The sequence below is a fragment of the Cycloclasticus zancles 78-ME genome (assembly GCF_000442595.1).
In the GTDB taxonomy this organism is placed as follows: domain Bacteria; phylum Pseudomonadota; class Gammaproteobacteria; order Methylococcales; family Cycloclasticaceae; genus Cycloclasticus; species Cycloclasticus pugetii.
In genome coordinates, this window is sequence record NC_021917.1 from 1,473,943 (window position 1) to 1,490,095 (window position 16,153).

14 protein-coding genes, 3 tRNA genes, 1 pseudogene and 1 riboswitch are annotated in these 16,153 nt (G+C 37.7%); of the genes and pseudogenes, 1 reads left to right on the forward strand and 17 read right to left on the reverse strand.

The window, feature by feature from the left end; translation table 11 throughout:
• Positions 1-27: 27 nt before the first annotated feature.
• Positions 28-264, forward strand: a pseudogene (locus CYCME_RS12950) (integrase core domain-containing protein); the annotation flags it as partial.
• A 148-nt stretch (positions 265-412) separates the two neighbouring features.
• On the opposite strand, the gene CYCME_RS07145 reads toward CYCME_RS12950, so the two are convergent.
• The 17 genes from CYCME_RS07145 to CYCME_RS07225 form a co-directional block, all read right to left on the reverse strand.
• On the reverse strand, positions 413-1,204 hold the full coding sequence (locus CYCME_RS07145; protein ID WP_020932632.1) for an ExeA family protein: 792 nt from the start codon (positions 1,202-1,204) through the stop codon (positions 413-415).
• Between the two features lie 103 nt (positions 1,205-1,307).
• A complete protein-coding gene (locus CYCME_RS07150; RefSeq protein ID WP_020932633.1) occupies positions 1,308-2,135 on the reverse strand; it encodes a CpsD/CapB family tyrosine-protein kinase in 828 nt (275 codons plus the stop codon).
• Between the two features lie 31 nt (positions 2,136-2,166).
• Positions 2,167-3,768 carry a GumC family protein gene (locus tag CYCME_RS07155; RefSeq protein WP_020932634.1) on the reverse strand — a complete coding sequence of 534 codons (1,602 nt, stop codon included), beginning with the start codon at positions 3,766-3,768 and terminating at the stop codon, positions 2,167-2,169.
• 15 nt (positions 3,769-3,783) lie between these two features.
• A complete protein-coding gene (locus tag CYCME_RS07160; protein WP_020932635.1) occupies positions 3,784-4,944 on the reverse strand; it encodes an outer membrane beta-barrel protein in 1,161 nt (386 codons plus the stop codon).
• Between the two features lie 11 nt (positions 4,945-4,955).
• Positions 4,956-5,513 carry a polysaccharide biosynthesis/export family protein gene (locus tag CYCME_RS07165; RefSeq protein ID WP_051184139.1) on the reverse strand — a complete coding sequence of 186 codons (558 nt, stop codon included), beginning with the start codon at positions 5,511-5,513 and terminating at the stop codon, positions 4,956-4,958.
• Between the two features lie 101 nt (positions 5,514-5,614).
• A complete protein-coding gene (locus CYCME_RS07170; protein WP_020932637.1) occupies positions 5,615-6,115 on the reverse strand; it encodes a hypothetical protein in 501 nt (166 codons plus the stop codon).
• A gap of 33 nt (positions 6,116-6,148) precedes the next feature.
• Positions 6,149-6,237: riboswitch (cyclic di-GMP riboswitch) on the reverse strand.
• Positions 6,238-6,485: 248 nt separating this feature from the next.
• Positions 6,486-7,895, reverse strand: coding sequence for an undecaprenyl-phosphate glucose phosphotransferase (locus CYCME_RS07175; protein WP_020932638.1), 1,410 nt, complete (start codon positions 7,893-7,895; stop codon positions 6,486-6,488).
• A gap of 202 nt (positions 7,896-8,097) precedes the next feature.
• Entirely contained in the window at positions 8,098-9,498 is a 1,401-nt protein-coding gene (locus CYCME_RS07180) for a mannose-1-phosphate guanylyltransferase/mannose-6-phosphate isomerase (protein WP_020932639.1), read from the reverse strand.
• Between the two features lie 53 nt (positions 9,499-9,551).
• Positions 9,552-10,028 (reverse strand): FKBP-type peptidyl-prolyl cis-trans isomerase, encoded by a 477-nt coding sequence (locus CYCME_RS07185; protein ID WP_020932640.1) that lies wholly within the window; start codon positions 10,026-10,028, stop codon positions 9,552-9,554.
• A 10-nt stretch (positions 10,029-10,038) separates the two neighbouring features.
• Positions 10,039-10,383, reverse strand: coding sequence for a BON domain-containing protein (locus CYCME_RS07190; RefSeq protein ID WP_016390708.1), 345 nt, complete (start codon positions 10,381-10,383; stop codon positions 10,039-10,041).
• A 64-nt stretch (positions 10,384-10,447) separates the two neighbouring features.
• Positions 10,448-11,746: a replication-associated recombination protein A gene (locus CYCME_RS07195; protein WP_020932641.1), complete on the reverse strand. Its 1,299-nt coding sequence runs from the start codon at positions 11,744-11,746 to the stop codon at positions 10,448-10,450.
• Positions 11,746-12,378: an outer membrane lipoprotein chaperone LolA gene (lolA, locus tag CYCME_RS07200; RefSeq protein WP_016390710.1), complete on the reverse strand. Its 633-nt coding sequence runs from the start codon at positions 12,376-12,378 to the stop codon at positions 11,746-11,748. Before lolA ends, CYCME_RS07195 begins: the two co-directional genes overlap by 1 nt.
• 3 nt (positions 12,379-12,381) lie before the next feature.
• Positions 12,382-14,676 carry a DNA translocase FtsK gene (locus CYCME_RS07205; RefSeq protein ID WP_016390711.1) on the reverse strand — a complete coding sequence of 765 codons (2,295 nt, stop codon included), beginning with the start codon at positions 14,674-14,676 and terminating at the stop codon, positions 12,382-12,384.
• 163 nt (positions 14,677-14,839) lie between these two features.
• The gene (locus tag CYCME_RS07210) at positions 14,840-15,619 is read right to left on the reverse strand and encodes a class I SAM-dependent methyltransferase (protein WP_223253174.1); all 780 of its coding nucleotides are present in this window, start codon (positions 15,617-15,619) and stop codon (positions 14,840-14,842) included.
• A gap of 96 nt (positions 15,620-15,715) precedes the next feature.
• Positions 15,716-15,791, reverse strand: a tRNA-His gene (locus CYCME_RS07215).
• A gap of 77 nt (positions 15,792-15,868) precedes the next feature.
• A tRNA-Arg gene (locus CYCME_RS07220) sits at positions 15,869-15,945 on the reverse strand.
• An 18-nt stretch (positions 15,946-15,963) separates the two neighbouring features.
• A tRNA-Pro gene (locus tag CYCME_RS07225) sits at positions 15,964-16,040 on the reverse strand.
• Positions 16,041-16,153 lie beyond the last annotated feature (113 nt).

A 16,153-nucleotide genomic window follows, 5' to 3' on the forward strand; every position in this document is an offset into this window, starting at 1 on the left:
TTCGGTTATAAATGGGGGGATTACAACTGGACAATAAAACAGCAAATAACGTTACTTTACATTCAGCCTGGCAAACCCACTCAAAATGCGTATATCGAACGATTTAATCGGACAGCTCGACATGAATGGTTAGATTTAAATCTGTTTGAATCCATTGAGCAAGCTCAATTATTGGCAACGCAGTGGCTTTGGACATACAATAATGAACGTCCGCATACGGCAATTGGAGGCATACCACCTAGACAGTTACTGGATGCAGCTTAACCTCTACTTTTAACTTCGGTTATAAATGGGGGGATTACAGTTGCTTATAACATGAATCAAAGTCATAAATCGTGGAGGGAATATAAATAGAGTATAAAAAGTTAAAACTGTTACTAGACTTATCATTAAGAAGTGGATAATAAAAAATCTATGCAAGAGTAATATTATACTTTTCCTTTAAGAGACTTTTAACACTATCTACGTATGGGTTTACTTTATTAGAGGGTTTTATAATACGTGATGAACTTTTATCTTTCATCATCCTTAAGATGGTATTTATTTTTATTGTTTTTTCATCATCAGCAAAAGCATAAACTAATGCAAAATCACACAAATTATTGATTCGTCTTGGCACCCCCTCGCTATAACAAAATATAGCAGCACAGGCTTCATGGGTAAAAATTAAATCTTTAGCACCAGCTGTTTTTAATCTGTGAGTAATATATTTCTCTGTTTGACGGTAATCTAAAGCTTGCAAATGAAATTCAACACCTATCCGCTGAGCAAACTGTTGGAGTGCAGGGTCATTCAGTTTATCCTTTAACTCAGGTTGACCAGTTAATATGAGCTGAAGGAATATATCAGCATCAATATTTACATTAGATAAGAGACGTAATTCTTCGAGTGCTTTTACACTTAGGTTTTGCGCCTCATCTATAATCAGAATAACACGCTTTCCTTGAGCATGTTTTTCAACAACAAAGTTAATATAATCCCTATAACGTCCAGCATTATCAGATGAGTCAGACTTTATATCTAAAGCATCGAGAACCCACTCCATAAGGTTACCGAAAGACTCATGAGTATTATTTATTAAACCTATAATACAATCATCATCTATCTTATTAAGAAGCACTCTTATAAGAGTTGTTTTACCCGCACCAATTTCACCTGTAACCACTGTAAATCCTGCATGGCTTACCACTCCATATTCAAGCATCGTTAATGCCTTTTTATGATTAGGGCTAAGATATAGAAATTTGGGATCAGGTACCTGATTAAATGGCTTATGAGTTAAGCCATAATGTTCAGTATACATATTACTAGTAACTTTGATGCATGGGAGGTTTTTCAGACTTATTAAGAACGCTACCAATTAGTTGCGTGTCTTTTAACAATTGTAATGATTTAATGATTTCTGCTTCTTTATTTTTGCCATCTTCTATGACCATCAGTGTAGATTCAATATAGTTTGAAGCTAGTAACACATCATCAGTTTGAAGTACCGGAGGCATATCAAAAATAATGAGTCTAGAGTCGTATTTTGCTTTTAAATCAGAGACTAAATTTTTCATTTTAGCACCAGATAGTAACTCAGCAGAGTCTTCCGCACGACCCTTGCCAGGCAATATAACTAACCCTTTAATCCCCGGATTTACAAGTATCTCAGAGAGTTTGATGTCAGTCTCCAAATAATCTTTTAGACCAATGGTGACATCAAGATTAAAATAGTTACTTAAACATGGGTTACGTAAATCCAAATCAACTAACAAAACAGTTTGATTTGTCTCCATTGCCATTGCAACAGCTAAATTTGAAGCGATGAGTGATTTACCCTCACCCGCTGTTGGTGAGGAAACAGCAATTGTTTGCAAATTATTTTCACGCATTTTTTGAAGAACTTGCGTACGCAACATTCTAAAAACTCCTGACTGGGTATTGCTATACTGTGAAGCAATAATCCCATTGCTTGCTAGCGCATTTTCAGAAACTTTAATTACTTTGGTGTTTTTATAACTAATATCGCTTAGATTAGTATTTATTTCACTAATATTTTCTTGAGTACTTTCAAATTCAGCTTGCTGTGAGTCCCCAGGTTTGATTTGATGTAACGCCTTTGCTTTCTCAAGTGCTTTTTGAATTCTATCCATTATTATATCTTCTTAAATTAAACCTGAATAATTACAACAAACTTATTTTACGTAGAAGCCTAAACCATAGCACCTCGAGGTCCATAACTAAATAATGAAACCCAACGATGACTAATGTAACAACCACAAAAAAACCAATGATCCAATAGAGTTTTACATTAAGACCAGTTGTATCGATAACATCATCTCCTTTAACAGAAAGAAGTGGAACAACAACCAAAGGAGATGAACCGGTAATTCGACTTACTTCATTGTAACCTCTTACACCACCGACTAACATTTCAAACAACAAAGCCAGGCCAATACCGACACCAACGGAGGCTACTGTTCCCATTATAAATATTTTGAAGCGGTTTGGTTTTTCAGGGTGACTAGGTACTAATGGCGGTTCAATCAGAGTAAAACTTTCTCCTTTATTTTCAGATTCCAAATTTTGCGCTAACTCAGCCTGTAATTCTTTTGCTCGCAACTCCTTATATTTTGCAAGATTGTTATCATAATCACGTATTAGGTCCTCGTATGCGCGTTTAACTTGATGAGTTTCAGCGACCCTTTTTTGAAATACTGATAGTTTATTATTAATTTCCTTTTTACGCGCATAAAGACGCTTTATTTCTCGTTCAGCTGACGCTATTTTTGAATTAATTTTAAGGAATAAAGGGCTTTTATAATGTTCATCAGGCTTTCCATTATTGATGTTTTTTTCCAACCTTAGTTCACTTTCAAGGCTCTCTATCTCTCTTTTCAATCGTTTAAGGTCAGGGTGGCTTTCAGAATACTTACCTTTAAGAGAAGCATGCTTGGCTTTTGCTTGAGCCAATTTTTGTGATGGTGTTAATGCTTGCACTGATCCTATGGCTGGTAATAGAGCATCAAGATTAGCCAATTCAATATTCATGGTTAAAATCTGATCATTTAAAATAATTATTTGGTTTTGATCTTTTGTTAACTCGTCTTGAAGTTTTTCAACCATAGATAAATTGTAAGGGAGCAGTTCAGGTAAGCTATCATTAAACTTTTCTTTAAAATCAGCTATCTTCTTTTCAAGTAATTGAATTTTACGTTGAAATTTATCACCCTCTTCTTTTAGAAATTCTCTGGTTTCATTAGCTCGTGCGGTTCGTGTTTTGACATTTTCTGTTAGAAATTCAGTTGTTAATTCATTAGCAACTTTTTGTGCTAATAAAGGTTTTTTATCAAGAAAAGAGACATTGAAAGCTATGCTTGCTCGTTTAGAGCGTCCACTATTGGGGTCAGTCACATTGGCCTGGACCATGTCAACAGACATATGCGAACGAAATAATTCAACAATAACAGATGCTGGAGAGTTTTTAGTATCCTCAGGATATAGATTATATTTATTAACGATTGCCATTATTCTTTCAGTGGTCATCAATTTTTGTTTGATAACTGCAATTCGTTGGTCAGCATAACTTGTGACTGTTGAACGTACTAAATCATTAGGTATTTCTTGAGATTCGATTAAAATCAAACTACTTGATTTGTAGGTTGCTGGTAATAATAAAGCTAAAGCTGATGAAACTAAAATGAGCATCACAGCGGGGTAAATTACAATTTTTTTATGGCGATTAAGTATCTCTAAATAATCTTTTAGTCCTTTAACCTCTTCCATTATTTGCTCTTTATTTTATCGAGAGACATGAAGTCCATCCCAATTATAGTTTAGTGTAAGCATTAGTGTATTACTATCAGCATTTGTCCCATCAAATGATTCTTTCTGATTACGGTATCTATACGATAATCCAAGGCTAGTGTTATGACGGAAATTCCAATTAAGAGAAGGAGTTACACTAAAATATTTTCGGTTATCAGATAGATTATCAAATGCTGACCTTGTTTCTTGATAAGAACTTGAAATACTGGCAGTTAATGTTTCACTCAGTTGTCTAGATAAACTCAAATCAATTGTATCATGTTCATTTATATCCCCAGTACTTGATGGAGATATTGAACGGGCAATCGAAAAATTAGCTGTGTCAACATCATGTGAATAACTAACACTAAAATCAAGTGAAGAACCTACATCCGAGCTCTTATCAATATCGCCCAAAGTGCCAGTTTTTTCACTATTAACTTGGCGGAGCCCAATCCTACCATTTATTGCCCATATTTCTGAAATGTTATACATTGAGGTAAAAGAAATATTATAGCTATCATCATCTGTATTACTTTTGTCCTCATTAAATTTAGTATTACCTGCTGAAATACTAATCCCTCCATTAAAACGTTCTGTAAATTGATGCTGCCAATTTGTAGTTATTATGAAAGATTCACTGTCACTAAAATCTATGGTTGAAAATTTCCTTTCATAATAACTTCCACTTATAAATATAGAATCACGCTCTGATAATTGATAACTAAAAGAAGGTGATACCATTTTAGTAGATGATGTAGAGTTAGTTTCAAAATCACCAGTATCCTCAACTGCTTCACTTCGACTTGAGCTTTCTATGTAACTTAAATCAAGCCCCCAACTGCTTCTTTCTGTCTGATAAATAGAGTTTAGTCTATAAAAAGGGTTTTCTTGGTCCAAGTAACGTGATTTATCATATCGATCTACTGTATATCCAGTGCTTAAAGTAATATCGACATTCTCTAATCCATACGACGTTTTTAAAGTCGGTGTTATTTGTGAATGAAAGTCACTAACTTTATTGGTATCACGCATAAAAATATTATCATCATATTCAAATGATGGATTTAATGAACCTGTTAACGACCATTGCGCAGCTTGTACGTTTATTATAGAGATAATAAATAATATTCCTGTTAATGCTAATTTGATCATTTTACGCTACTCTACGGAACTACAATTACGTCTCCACTTTGGAGTTTGATATTTGTTGATAAGTCCTTACCTTTTTTTATATCTGCATAATGTACAGAGATAGCTTTTTCTGACCCTCCACTTGTCCGAAGAACCGTAATGTTATTTTCTTCGGCATATGGAGACAGCCCACCCGCAAGACTTAATGCCTGCATAACTGTAAATCGTTGATTCATTATAAAACTACCGGGGTTTGAGACTTTACCTAAAATATGAATAGTATTACCACTTACTTTACTTACTACCACAGTTATATCGGGTTCATTTAAAAATTTAGAAAGTTTTTTCGTGAGTTCTGCTTCAAGCTCAGTTACGCTTTTTCCTTTTGCAGTTAAGTCACCTGCTAATGGAAATGAAATGCTTCCATCAGGTAACACAACCACTGACCTTTGCAGATTGCTCTCGTTCCATACAGAAATATCTAGAATATCTCCTGCATTTAATAAATATTTATCCGATGCATTGGTCACGCTACACATGAATACGGTGTATAAGAACAGCATACTCGCAAGTCTAATTGTATTCTTCATAATCAAAATCTCTTTTTCATAGTTATCATATTTATTTTAGCTTAATAAATAAAAAAGGGAGCCTTATAGGCTCCCTTTTTTAAAATATTATTATTGTACTATTACCCAATATTGGATTTACGACGTAGACCGAAGAATCCTAGTAGCGCTGGGGCCAATAAAAACAGTGCTGCAGGAATTGGAGTTTGAGCTGTTAATCCATATGACGCAGTATCGAAAGTTCCAGATATAATCAAATTAACTGTTTCCCCTGCTGCCAGTAGTAATGAGTTATAAACACCTACTGTGTAGGACGGAGCTGTTAAAACAGCTGTCTCAACACCATTAACTAATACACTAAAAGCTGAGATAAATGTAGATGAGGATGCTGTACCGTCAAGCCATAGCCTAAAAGTTTGAGAGCCTGTGTTAGTTGCACTGATATTGTGAATGAATGAAGTATTTAATGTACCTGAATTAACATGAACCGCATCTGATCCGTTATTTACAATACTACCTCCATCCGCAGTGAATGAGCCATCTAGATCAGTCAATGTAAGGGACGCAGCGTTTACGCTTACACTAAACATCAACCCTATTAATAAAAACATTACTTTTTTCATAATTTTTCCTTTAAATTAATTTATATTCTCAAGTAATGCAGCTCAGCCATCTTTAGATTCTCATGCATTAAAGATCTGTTGCTTTCCGTCCTCGACTCACATCAAGTTTGGCCTAAAATTACTTGCTAAAAATTAACAAGTAACCCCAATGTCTACATGAATAGTAGTTAACTATTCTATCCAGACAATATCACTATACACAAATTCTATACTACATCTATTGTACTTTAGTACAAAAATCAAAAAATTATATGTCTCGTCTAGATCTAACATGATTATACATTTATTTAGAATGGAACGTCACACCCTTTTATGTTAAGAGTTTAACTTTATTCCAATAAAGTTGCATCAAATCTTATTCGATGTTTATTTAATATGCATTTTTATTAATAAATCCTTTAAAAAACGTCAGGAATATAATTTTTAAATCTAAGAATATTGACCACTTTTGGATGTACTTAAGGTCGTAATATAAACGACTCTCCATTTTATCAAGTGTGTCTGTTTCTCCTCTAAAACCTTTGACTTGCGCTAGACCTGTAATACCCGGTTTAACTTTGTGCCTAAGCATATACCCAGGTATTTTTTCTCTATACTCCTCATTATGTGCTACCGCATGAGGTCGAGGCCCAACAATTGACATGCTTCCCCTTAAAACATTAAAAAACTGAGGCAGTTCATCTAAAGAAGTCCTTCTAAGAAACGCACCAAATGCGGTTGTTCTGGTATCATCTTTAGTGGCTTGTTTTATTACTAAACCATCATCTCTGACGGTCATTGAACGAAATTTCAATACTTTTATTTTCTGCCCATCAGCTCCATAACGTGTTTGCTTAAATAACACCGGTCCAGGTGAAGTTAATTTCAAAAGCACTGCAATTAAAATCATAGGTAAAGATACTATACATAAAATTATAATACTTAATACTACATCCTCTATACGTTTTATAGTACGGTCCAGACCAGCAAAAGGTGTATCATAAATACTAACAGCAGTAATACCTTGATAATCAACCCATCGTGAATGAAGTAAATTAAAGGTAAACAAATCAGGTACGAAGTAAACTGATGCTGTCGTATTTGCTAACAAATCAGTAATTTTTTTTATACGCCGCTCAGCTGACATCGAAAGTGTAATATATACTGCGTCTATTTTACCACATTTACAGTCCGCTATAAGTTGATTAATCCCTCCTACAACGACTGCTTCTTCACTTTTTAAACGACGTTTATTGCAAGTGGATGTTCGATCATCGTAATAGCCGCTAAAATTAAGGCCACTCCAATGCATTTCATGGAATGCCATTTTTAATTGATTACCTAACGGAGTCGCACCAACAATGGCTACATTACGTGAGTTGTGACCTCTGGACCTAAAATAACCTAGTATAATACGCACAGCTGCGTGCCATGCAAGCAATTGAATTGGAACGATTAAAACTGACAAAATCATATAAGTTGTATTATATGTATTGCTCCTGAACACCAATAAATCTGAAAGCACGAGTATACTTACTGTTATAAACCATGAAAAAATAATTGCACCAATTTCTTCACGAATTTTTGCGCCTCGCCAGGAACGATAAACTTCTTGTGATTCTGCAAAAAAATCAAAAAGTACGATTGATATCAAAATTGCTGGTAAATACAGCCTCCCCCAATCAATAGCCATTAAATCTGCGATCGACAAAAAAGTTAATAAAATAATAGCATTATCAATTAAACGCGCAATTGCATTTATTTTTGTATCATATTGCCTGATTTTCCCTTGACGTTTCATTCTTTGATCAACCTAAAAACTTTATCCATATTGCGCTTGATACAAGCAAGCTTAGTACAGTTTTAGATATTTATTGTTATTCTTGATATATTTACAAATAAAAAGCTAAAACAAGAAAGAGTGATCAATTTTGGTATTTTAAGATAAGCACCTTAACTACTCTTATCTATTAATATGATCTAATGTATAGGTCACTCAGCCATTAATTACGATGATAAGCATCTTCAAAACGTATAATGTCGTCTTCACCTAAATAAGACCCTGACTGTACCTCAATCATTTCAAGTAAAACTCGCCCTGGGTTATGTAGACGGTGCTTTGTACCAATTGGGATATAGGTAGACTCATTTTCTGAAACTAGCATGACTTTCTCATCACAAGTCACCTCGGCAGTTCCAGTCACTACCACCCAATGTTCTGCTCGATGGTGGTGCATCTGAAGTGACAATGAGGCACCAGGGTTAACAGCAATTCGTTTAACTTGAAACCGTTCACCAACATCAATAGCATCATAATACCCCCAAGGTCGATAACATAAACGATGGTTTTCAGCTTCTGCTCGTTGATCATGTGTCAATCGGTTAACAATATTTTTAACATTTTGTGCTGACTTTTTACTTGCAACCATCACAGCGTCTGCGGTTTCCACAACGACAACATCCTCTAACCCTATAACAGAAACCAAACGGTGCTCACTATGGATATAAGCATTTTGCACGTCCTCAACCATCACGTCGCCTTGTAAAACATTATTATCGCTGTCTTGTTGTGCACACTCCCATAAGGAGGACCATGAACCAACATCGCTCCAATCGGCATCTAACGGTACAACAACGGCTTTGCTAGTATGCTCCATCACGGCATAATCAATTGATTCTGAGTAACACGCTTCAAATGAAGTAATATCCAACCGAGTAAAATCGAGGTCTTTCACACTTTTAGATAAAGCCTCTCGGCAACTAGATAAAATGTCAGGGGAATATTTTTCTAATTCAGAAATGAGTGTAGATGCTTTGAACATAAACATCCCACTATTCCAATAGAAATTACCTGATTCGACATATTGTGTAGCAGTCTGTAAGTCTGGCTTTTCTACAAAAGCTTTTACGGGGCTGATGGTGTTTTTTTGATCAGCCTGAATATAGCCATAACCCGTATTTGGTGAGGTGGGAACGATGCCGAACGTAACCAACTTACCGTCTTCTGCTTGTGTTCTTGCTGCTTCAATGGCTTTATGAAACGCAGCAAGGTCTTCTATCACATGATCTGCAGCTAACACTAATAAAGTAGGGTCATCCCCATTTTTTTCAGCTACTAACGCTGAGATAGCCATGGCTGGAGCTGTATTACGACCAACGGGCTCTAAAATGATATTAGGTGAAGTAATATCTAGTTCATGTAATTGCTCTGCTACCATAAAGCGATGATCATTATTGCAAACAACAATGGGCGGCTGAAGAGACTCAAGGCCATTTAATCGATTAAGTGTCTCTTGAAACATGGTGTTTTCGCCAAATAACGCGATAAATTGTTTGGGCCTGTGTCTTCTAGATAATGGCCAAAGACGTGTGCCGCTGCCGCCGGACATAATAACTGGAATCATAAATTTCCTAATTTAATATATTTTAGTAACTGGGGGGTGTGTTTTTAAGATCGTTAGTTTATAGCAATCAACTCAACATCAAAAATTAGCGTTGAGCCGCCTTTTATGGCCCCCATGGATTGATTGCCATACGCTAATTTGCTGGGTATAAAAAAACGTGTTTTTTCACCTGTTACCATTAACTGCACACCTTCAGTCCAGCCTTTAATGACTTGGTTTAGGCCAAAGGCAATGGGCTCACCTCGATCTACAGAACTATCAAAGACCGTTCCATCTAACAAAGTACCATGGTAATGAACGGTCACTTTATCGGTCGAAGTTGGGTGCACTTCACCATCACCTGGTGAAAGAACTTTGTATTGTAAACCTGATGCGGTGGTTATAACGCCCTCTTGTTCAGCGTTTTTTGCTAAGAACTCTTCACCAGCTTGAATATTTTCTTTAGCGTTTAACGTTGCTTTACCATTTAAAAAATACTGAACCAGATAAAAAACGGCTGCAATGACAACAATAATAAGTAAAATTTTCATAGCAGCTCTATTATTGAATGACCGTCAATTTTGAAATCACTTTACTAACCCCTTTTACCGAGCTTGTAAGACTTATGGCTCGATTTAATTGAGCTGAGCTCTTAACATGTCCATATAAGGTAACCACGGAACGGTAGGTATCAACATTAATATCAAAAGCATCAATCTGCTTATCTTTGATTAATGTAGTTTTGACTCGAGTGGTTATAGAAATATCCTCTGATATAACACCAACAGGTCGCTCGTCAGTACCAACTGCATAACCGCCAGCACCAGCGCCACCAATTAACACGGTTGTGCAAGCACTTAGGAAAAGCAGAAGGGGTAAAATAAGCAGAGTAATAAATTTATTCATTGCTAAATCAAATAATGTGCCAGTTAATGAGTGTTAATAATACCTTTTAATATAGCGGAATATTTTATTTTTTTGCTTGTTGGTTAAGTTCTCTTAAGTATCGTAGTTTTTCAGCAATCTTTATTTCAAGTCCACGATCAACTGGTTCGTAATAAGTTGAACCAATAAGCGCCTCTGGTAAATAATTTTCTCCTGCAGCAAAGGCATTGGGCTCATTGTGTGCATAACGATAACCTTCATGATAGCCCTCTTGTTTCATTAAGGCTGTTGGCGCATTTCTAAGGTGATAAGGAACATCCAAACTACCTGTTTTTTTTATAACGCTGTCAACTGCATTGAAAGCGCTATATACGGCGTTACTTTTTGCTGCACAGGCCAAGTAAATTACTGCTTGCGCAAGTGCTAACTCACCTTCAGGGCTGCCTAATTTTTCTTGTGTTTCCCAGGCATTTAAAGCTATTTGTAACGCACGTGGGTCTGCATTACCGATATCCTCAGAGGCAATACGTACTATACGTCGTGCGACATATAACGGATCGCATCCGCCATCAAGCATGCGTTTTAACCAATATAACGAGGCATCTGGGTCACTACCACGAACGGATTTATGTAACGCCGATATTTGATTGTAGAAGTCTTCACCGTGGTTATCAAAACGCCGCACTCCGTCTTGAACAACCTCATTAATTATATTGGCTGTAATGGTTTTATGTTCGTTTGCAGAAGCCAGTTGAGCGCTTAATTCAATAAAATTTAATAACCGTCTGGCATCTTTATCTGAGGCATTCAGTAACAATTGAATGGCCTCATTGTCGATAGTAAACTGGCTATCGAGCCCTTTGTTTTTATCCGTTAAAGCATGATTAAGGATAGCGCGCAAATCGTCTTCTTCAAGTGATTTTAATGTGTAAACACGCGCTCTGGATAATAATGCATTATTGAGCGAAAAAGAAGGGTTTTCAGTGGTCGCGCCAATGAACGTAAAAACTCCGGCCTCTACATGTGGTAAAAAAGCATCTTGTTGTGATTTGTTAAAACGGTGTACTTCGTCAACAAAAAGAAGCGTGTTTTGTTGTTTATCTATACGATTTTTTTTTGCTTGCTCAACAGCGCCTCGAATATCTTTAACGCCGGCTAAAACAGCTGAAAGTGAAATAAAGTCGGCCTCGGCTTGTTGCGCAATGATTCTTGCTAAGGTTGTTTTACCAACACCTGGAGGGCCCCATAAAACGAGCGAGTGTAATTGCCCTGATTGAATTGCTTCATAAAGGGGTTTACCCTCAGATAAAAGATGTTTTTGACCTGAAAATTCCTGTAACGAGGTGGGACGAAGGCGATCGGCCAGCGGTTCAGTGGGTTTCATTAGTTCGGCGTTTCTTCAAAAACATCAGCGCCATCTGGCACAATAAACTCGAAGGTTTCGTCTACAATAGGCTCGTTAATGGTCACATCAGTAAATAATAAATCGGTGGTTTGGCCAAAACTATCATGCAGACGCATTTTGTTGAGTAGGCCATCTTTAAAACCCACCTTAATAAATTCAAAACCACTTGAGTCTTCTTTAGGCGTTAGCATTAACCATTCTAATTGCTCGCTGTTATCCAACTGAGTAATATTAAAAAGCGTATCAAGTTCAATAGAGCCAAGAATTACTGCTAAAGGCGATGAACCAACCGATTGCGACGCATCTTTGATGGTAACTTGCTCAAGGTCTTCGTCGTAGACCCAAAGCTTATCCCCGTTTGAGATAATTTTTTGCACATAAGGCGTTGTGTAGTGCCAACGAAATTGATTGGGCTTTTTTATCCAGAACTCACCGGTTGATGATTGAATAAAAGAGCTTTGTTCACTGCTAATCACCTGAGTAAATTGACCGCTAAGATTTACATAATGTTGCAAATGAAGCGCTAGATTATCTTCGCTGCTTTTTGCGACGCTTGGTAAAGTAAAAGCAAATAAGACAAAACAGCAAAAAACGCTACGAAGTGTATTCATAATTTATAACTCAGGTGGTGGTGGGGCCAATACTTCACGTGAACCATTCGATTGTAATGGACCGACAACGCCGCAGCGTTCCATTTCTTCAATCATTCGTGCGGCTCGATTATAACCAACCCTTAATTGGCGCTGTACACCAGAAATGGATGCTCTGCGTGTCTCTGTTACAATTTTTAAGGCTTGATCATACAGTTCATCGGAATCTTCCGAGCCACCACCAGACCCTCCCCCGTCAAACTCAGCCGGGTCAGAGGCGGTCAAAATGCCATCTATATAATTTGTTTTGCCTGATTTTTTAAGTTGTTTAACAACTTTATGCACTTCATGATCATCCACAAATGCTCCATGAACACGTTGTGGCAAACCAGAACCTGGGGGTAGATACAACATATCACCATTACCTAGTAAGGATTCTGCACCGGACTGATCGAGTATCGTACGCGAGTCAATTTTTGATGACACTTGAAAGGCTATTCTTGAAGGAATATTGGCTTTAATTAGGCCAGTTAACACATCAACCGATGGGCGTTGTGTTGCCAACACTAAATGTAAGCCAGAGGCCCGTGCTTTTTGCGCAAGCCGGGCAATCAACTCTTCAACTTTTTTACCAACCACCATCATCATGTCGGCAAGCTCATCTATTATGATGACTATTTGAGGTAACTCAGTCAGTGTGCCAGCCTCATCCTCATCAATAAAGGGTGTTGGCTCCCATAATGGGTCAGCTAAAGGGCTCCCCTCTTTTATTGCATCTCTTACTTTTTTGTTATAACCGCTTAAATTTCGCACACCCAATAAGGACATTAATTTATAACGCCTTTCCATTTCGGCAACAGACCAACGCAATGCATTGGAGGCCTCTTTCATATCAGTTACAACAGGGGTTAATAAATGTGGAATACCTTCGTAGACTGATAGCTCAAGCATTTTTGGATCAATCATGATCATTCGAACTTGTTCCGGTGTTGCTTTATATAGCAAGCTTAAAATCATCGCGTTAATGGCAACAGATTTACCCGAACCGGTTGTGCCAGCAACCAATAAGTGCGGCATTTTAGCCAAGTCAGCAACCGTAGGTTGACCGGAAATGTCTTTACCTAACACCAATGTTAAAGGAGAGTTTGATTTTTCATACGCTTGAGAAGAGAGTATTTCACTAAGCCTCACCATTTCACGTGCTTCATTGGGTATTTCTAAACCAATCACAGATTTGCCAGGAATAACTTCTACAACACGTACGCTATGTGTGGACATCGAGCGCGCCAAGTCTTGAGCAAGGCCGCTAATTCGACTGGCTTTTATGCCCGGCGCGGGTTGAATTTCAAACCGTGTAATAACAGGGCCCGGATTAACTGCGACTACATCGACCTCAACACCAAAATCTTGCAGTTTTAATTCAACCAATTTCGACAGTGCTTCAAGCGCTGCTTTAGAATACCCTTCAACCTGCTCGGTAGCCTTATCTAATAATGCCAAGCCTGGCAAGGCACCTGCAGGCTCATCAAATAACGCTACTTGTCGCTCTTTTTCAACACGCTCACTGCTTTTTATTTCTCTAATAACAGGCTCAATTCGTGCTTTCGGCTTGGCTGCAAATATTTTCGATTGCTTTTTGAATGAATCACTACGTTGTTTTTTGACGGTAACAGACGTTTTACGTTCTTTGCTATCTTCAATGTAGGCTTTTAACAGGCGAAATGCTTTTATTGATAAGGCACCAAGTTTATCCATCAGACCTAGCCATGAAAGCCCAGTAGAAAGTGTGATACCGATAAGGAAGAAGCTCAAGAGAATAAGTGTTGCGCCCTGAAAAGCAAACAGATGTGTTAGAAAATCTGTTAACTCTAAGCCAATAATGCCTCCCGGTGAACCAGGAATGGTGAGCCAACGTTGGTAATAATGCATGTCTAACAAGCCAGCTCCGGCAACTAAAAATACAATAAAGCTAACCCAACGAATGACTTGGTGCGTGAGTGTATCAACATGTTTGGAACGTGCTTCAGATAAGAACTTCCATGCGCTGCTCATTAACATAAAAGGAAGAGCAAACGCCATAAACCCCATGATAGATAACATGAAGTCTGCTATCCATGCGCCAACAACTCCGGTGATATTTAATACAGCCTGTCCCGTGCCACTATGCGTCCAACCAGGATCGTCCACGTGATAACTAAAAAGTGAGCCCAGCAAAAATAAGCTGACAGCAAGTAATACCAAAAAAGCCGACTCTTTTAACAGCTTTACAATCTGTAAATGTGCGGGCGAAGGCGTTGAAGTTGTCGTTTTTTGATTCACGTAATAATTTATTTAAACTGGTTAATTGTGTGCTTTTTTCCGACTGATTAATTGCAATATACAGGCTACTTTAAGACTGATAGGCGACTATTCTCATGTGCTATCTTATCATTTTCATAACAAATGTTGAGCTTAAAGAAGGGATCTTCTCGACAGGCATAATCTATGAATTAACATACACATCGTATCGTGTATTCACACTATTAATAGTGTAACTCGGAAAGCACTCATTGAGTGGAGCTGCAGATTTTGGTCGCTTCACTACAACACGATGCATGGCAGTTTTCAGTGCCGTCTCTAAAAGCTCATTATTATTTGAATTATGTGCGACAAGATATTGTAATACTTGCATTTCTTTTTTTATTTTTGCCGATTTTTTTCTTTCTGGATACATGGGGTCTAAGTAAATTATATCCGGTAATTTACTATTAATATGTTGGTAAGTATTTAAGTGAGTTATTGAGTCTTGATAAATGCATTTCATCCGATCAGCAATATCTGCAACGCTACTATCATGAGTGGCTCGATCAAGGGCATCGGCTAATAAACCATATAAGGCGGGGTGTCTTTCACATAAAGTGACTTGCGCACCCAGGCTAGCTAAAACAAAGGCATCTTTTCCAAGTCCAGCAGTGGCATCTAAAATACTCCAATCTGGGTGTTTATTAAGCCCGCACGCTTTTGCCAGAGGCTGATTTTTACCTCCACCATATTGTCTACGGTGCTTAGCTTTGCCATTGATGAAATCAATGCATAGCTGCAAAGGTTTATTAGTCGTTCGTAGGTGAAGGTTAAGGCGTCTATCGTTATAGATTAACAAACAAGCTTCAGAGGTATCGTCGGTGTCGATGAGTCGATAATCACCCTTATTAATAAGGTGTTTGATCTCAGGAGGTGGTTCGCTTGGCTCAGTGAGCAAGATGGGAAATGGTTTAAATGGCAAAATATGGCCCGGTAAGGAAAATAACACCGAATTTTAGTTTAAAAACTAAAACAGTGAAATGACTAGGCATATTTAACGGAAAGAATAATCGTAAAATGGGGTGGATGAAGGGACTCGAACCCTCGACAACCTGAGTCACAGTCAGGGGCTCTACCAACTGAGCTACACCCACCATCGACGATTTTAAACAGAACTTAAATTTACAATTTTTATCTCTTAAAGGGTATAACCAACTTAACCTAGCCTTAATGGCGCGCTTGACAGGACTCGAACCTGTTACCCTCGGCTTAGAAGGCCGATGCTCTATCCAGATGAGCTACAAGCGCTTCAGCATAAGTAAAAATTGGTCGGGGTGGAGAGATTCGAACTCCCGACCCACTGCTCCCAAAGCAGTTGCGCTACCAGGCTGCGCTACACCCCGACTTCCTTCAGAAAAAATGCATAAATAATGCAATAAGTCTGTAGGTGGGCGATAATACGGCACACGGTAATTTTGGTCAACGCTTCTTTAACAAATTTAACAAAGAACCTTAA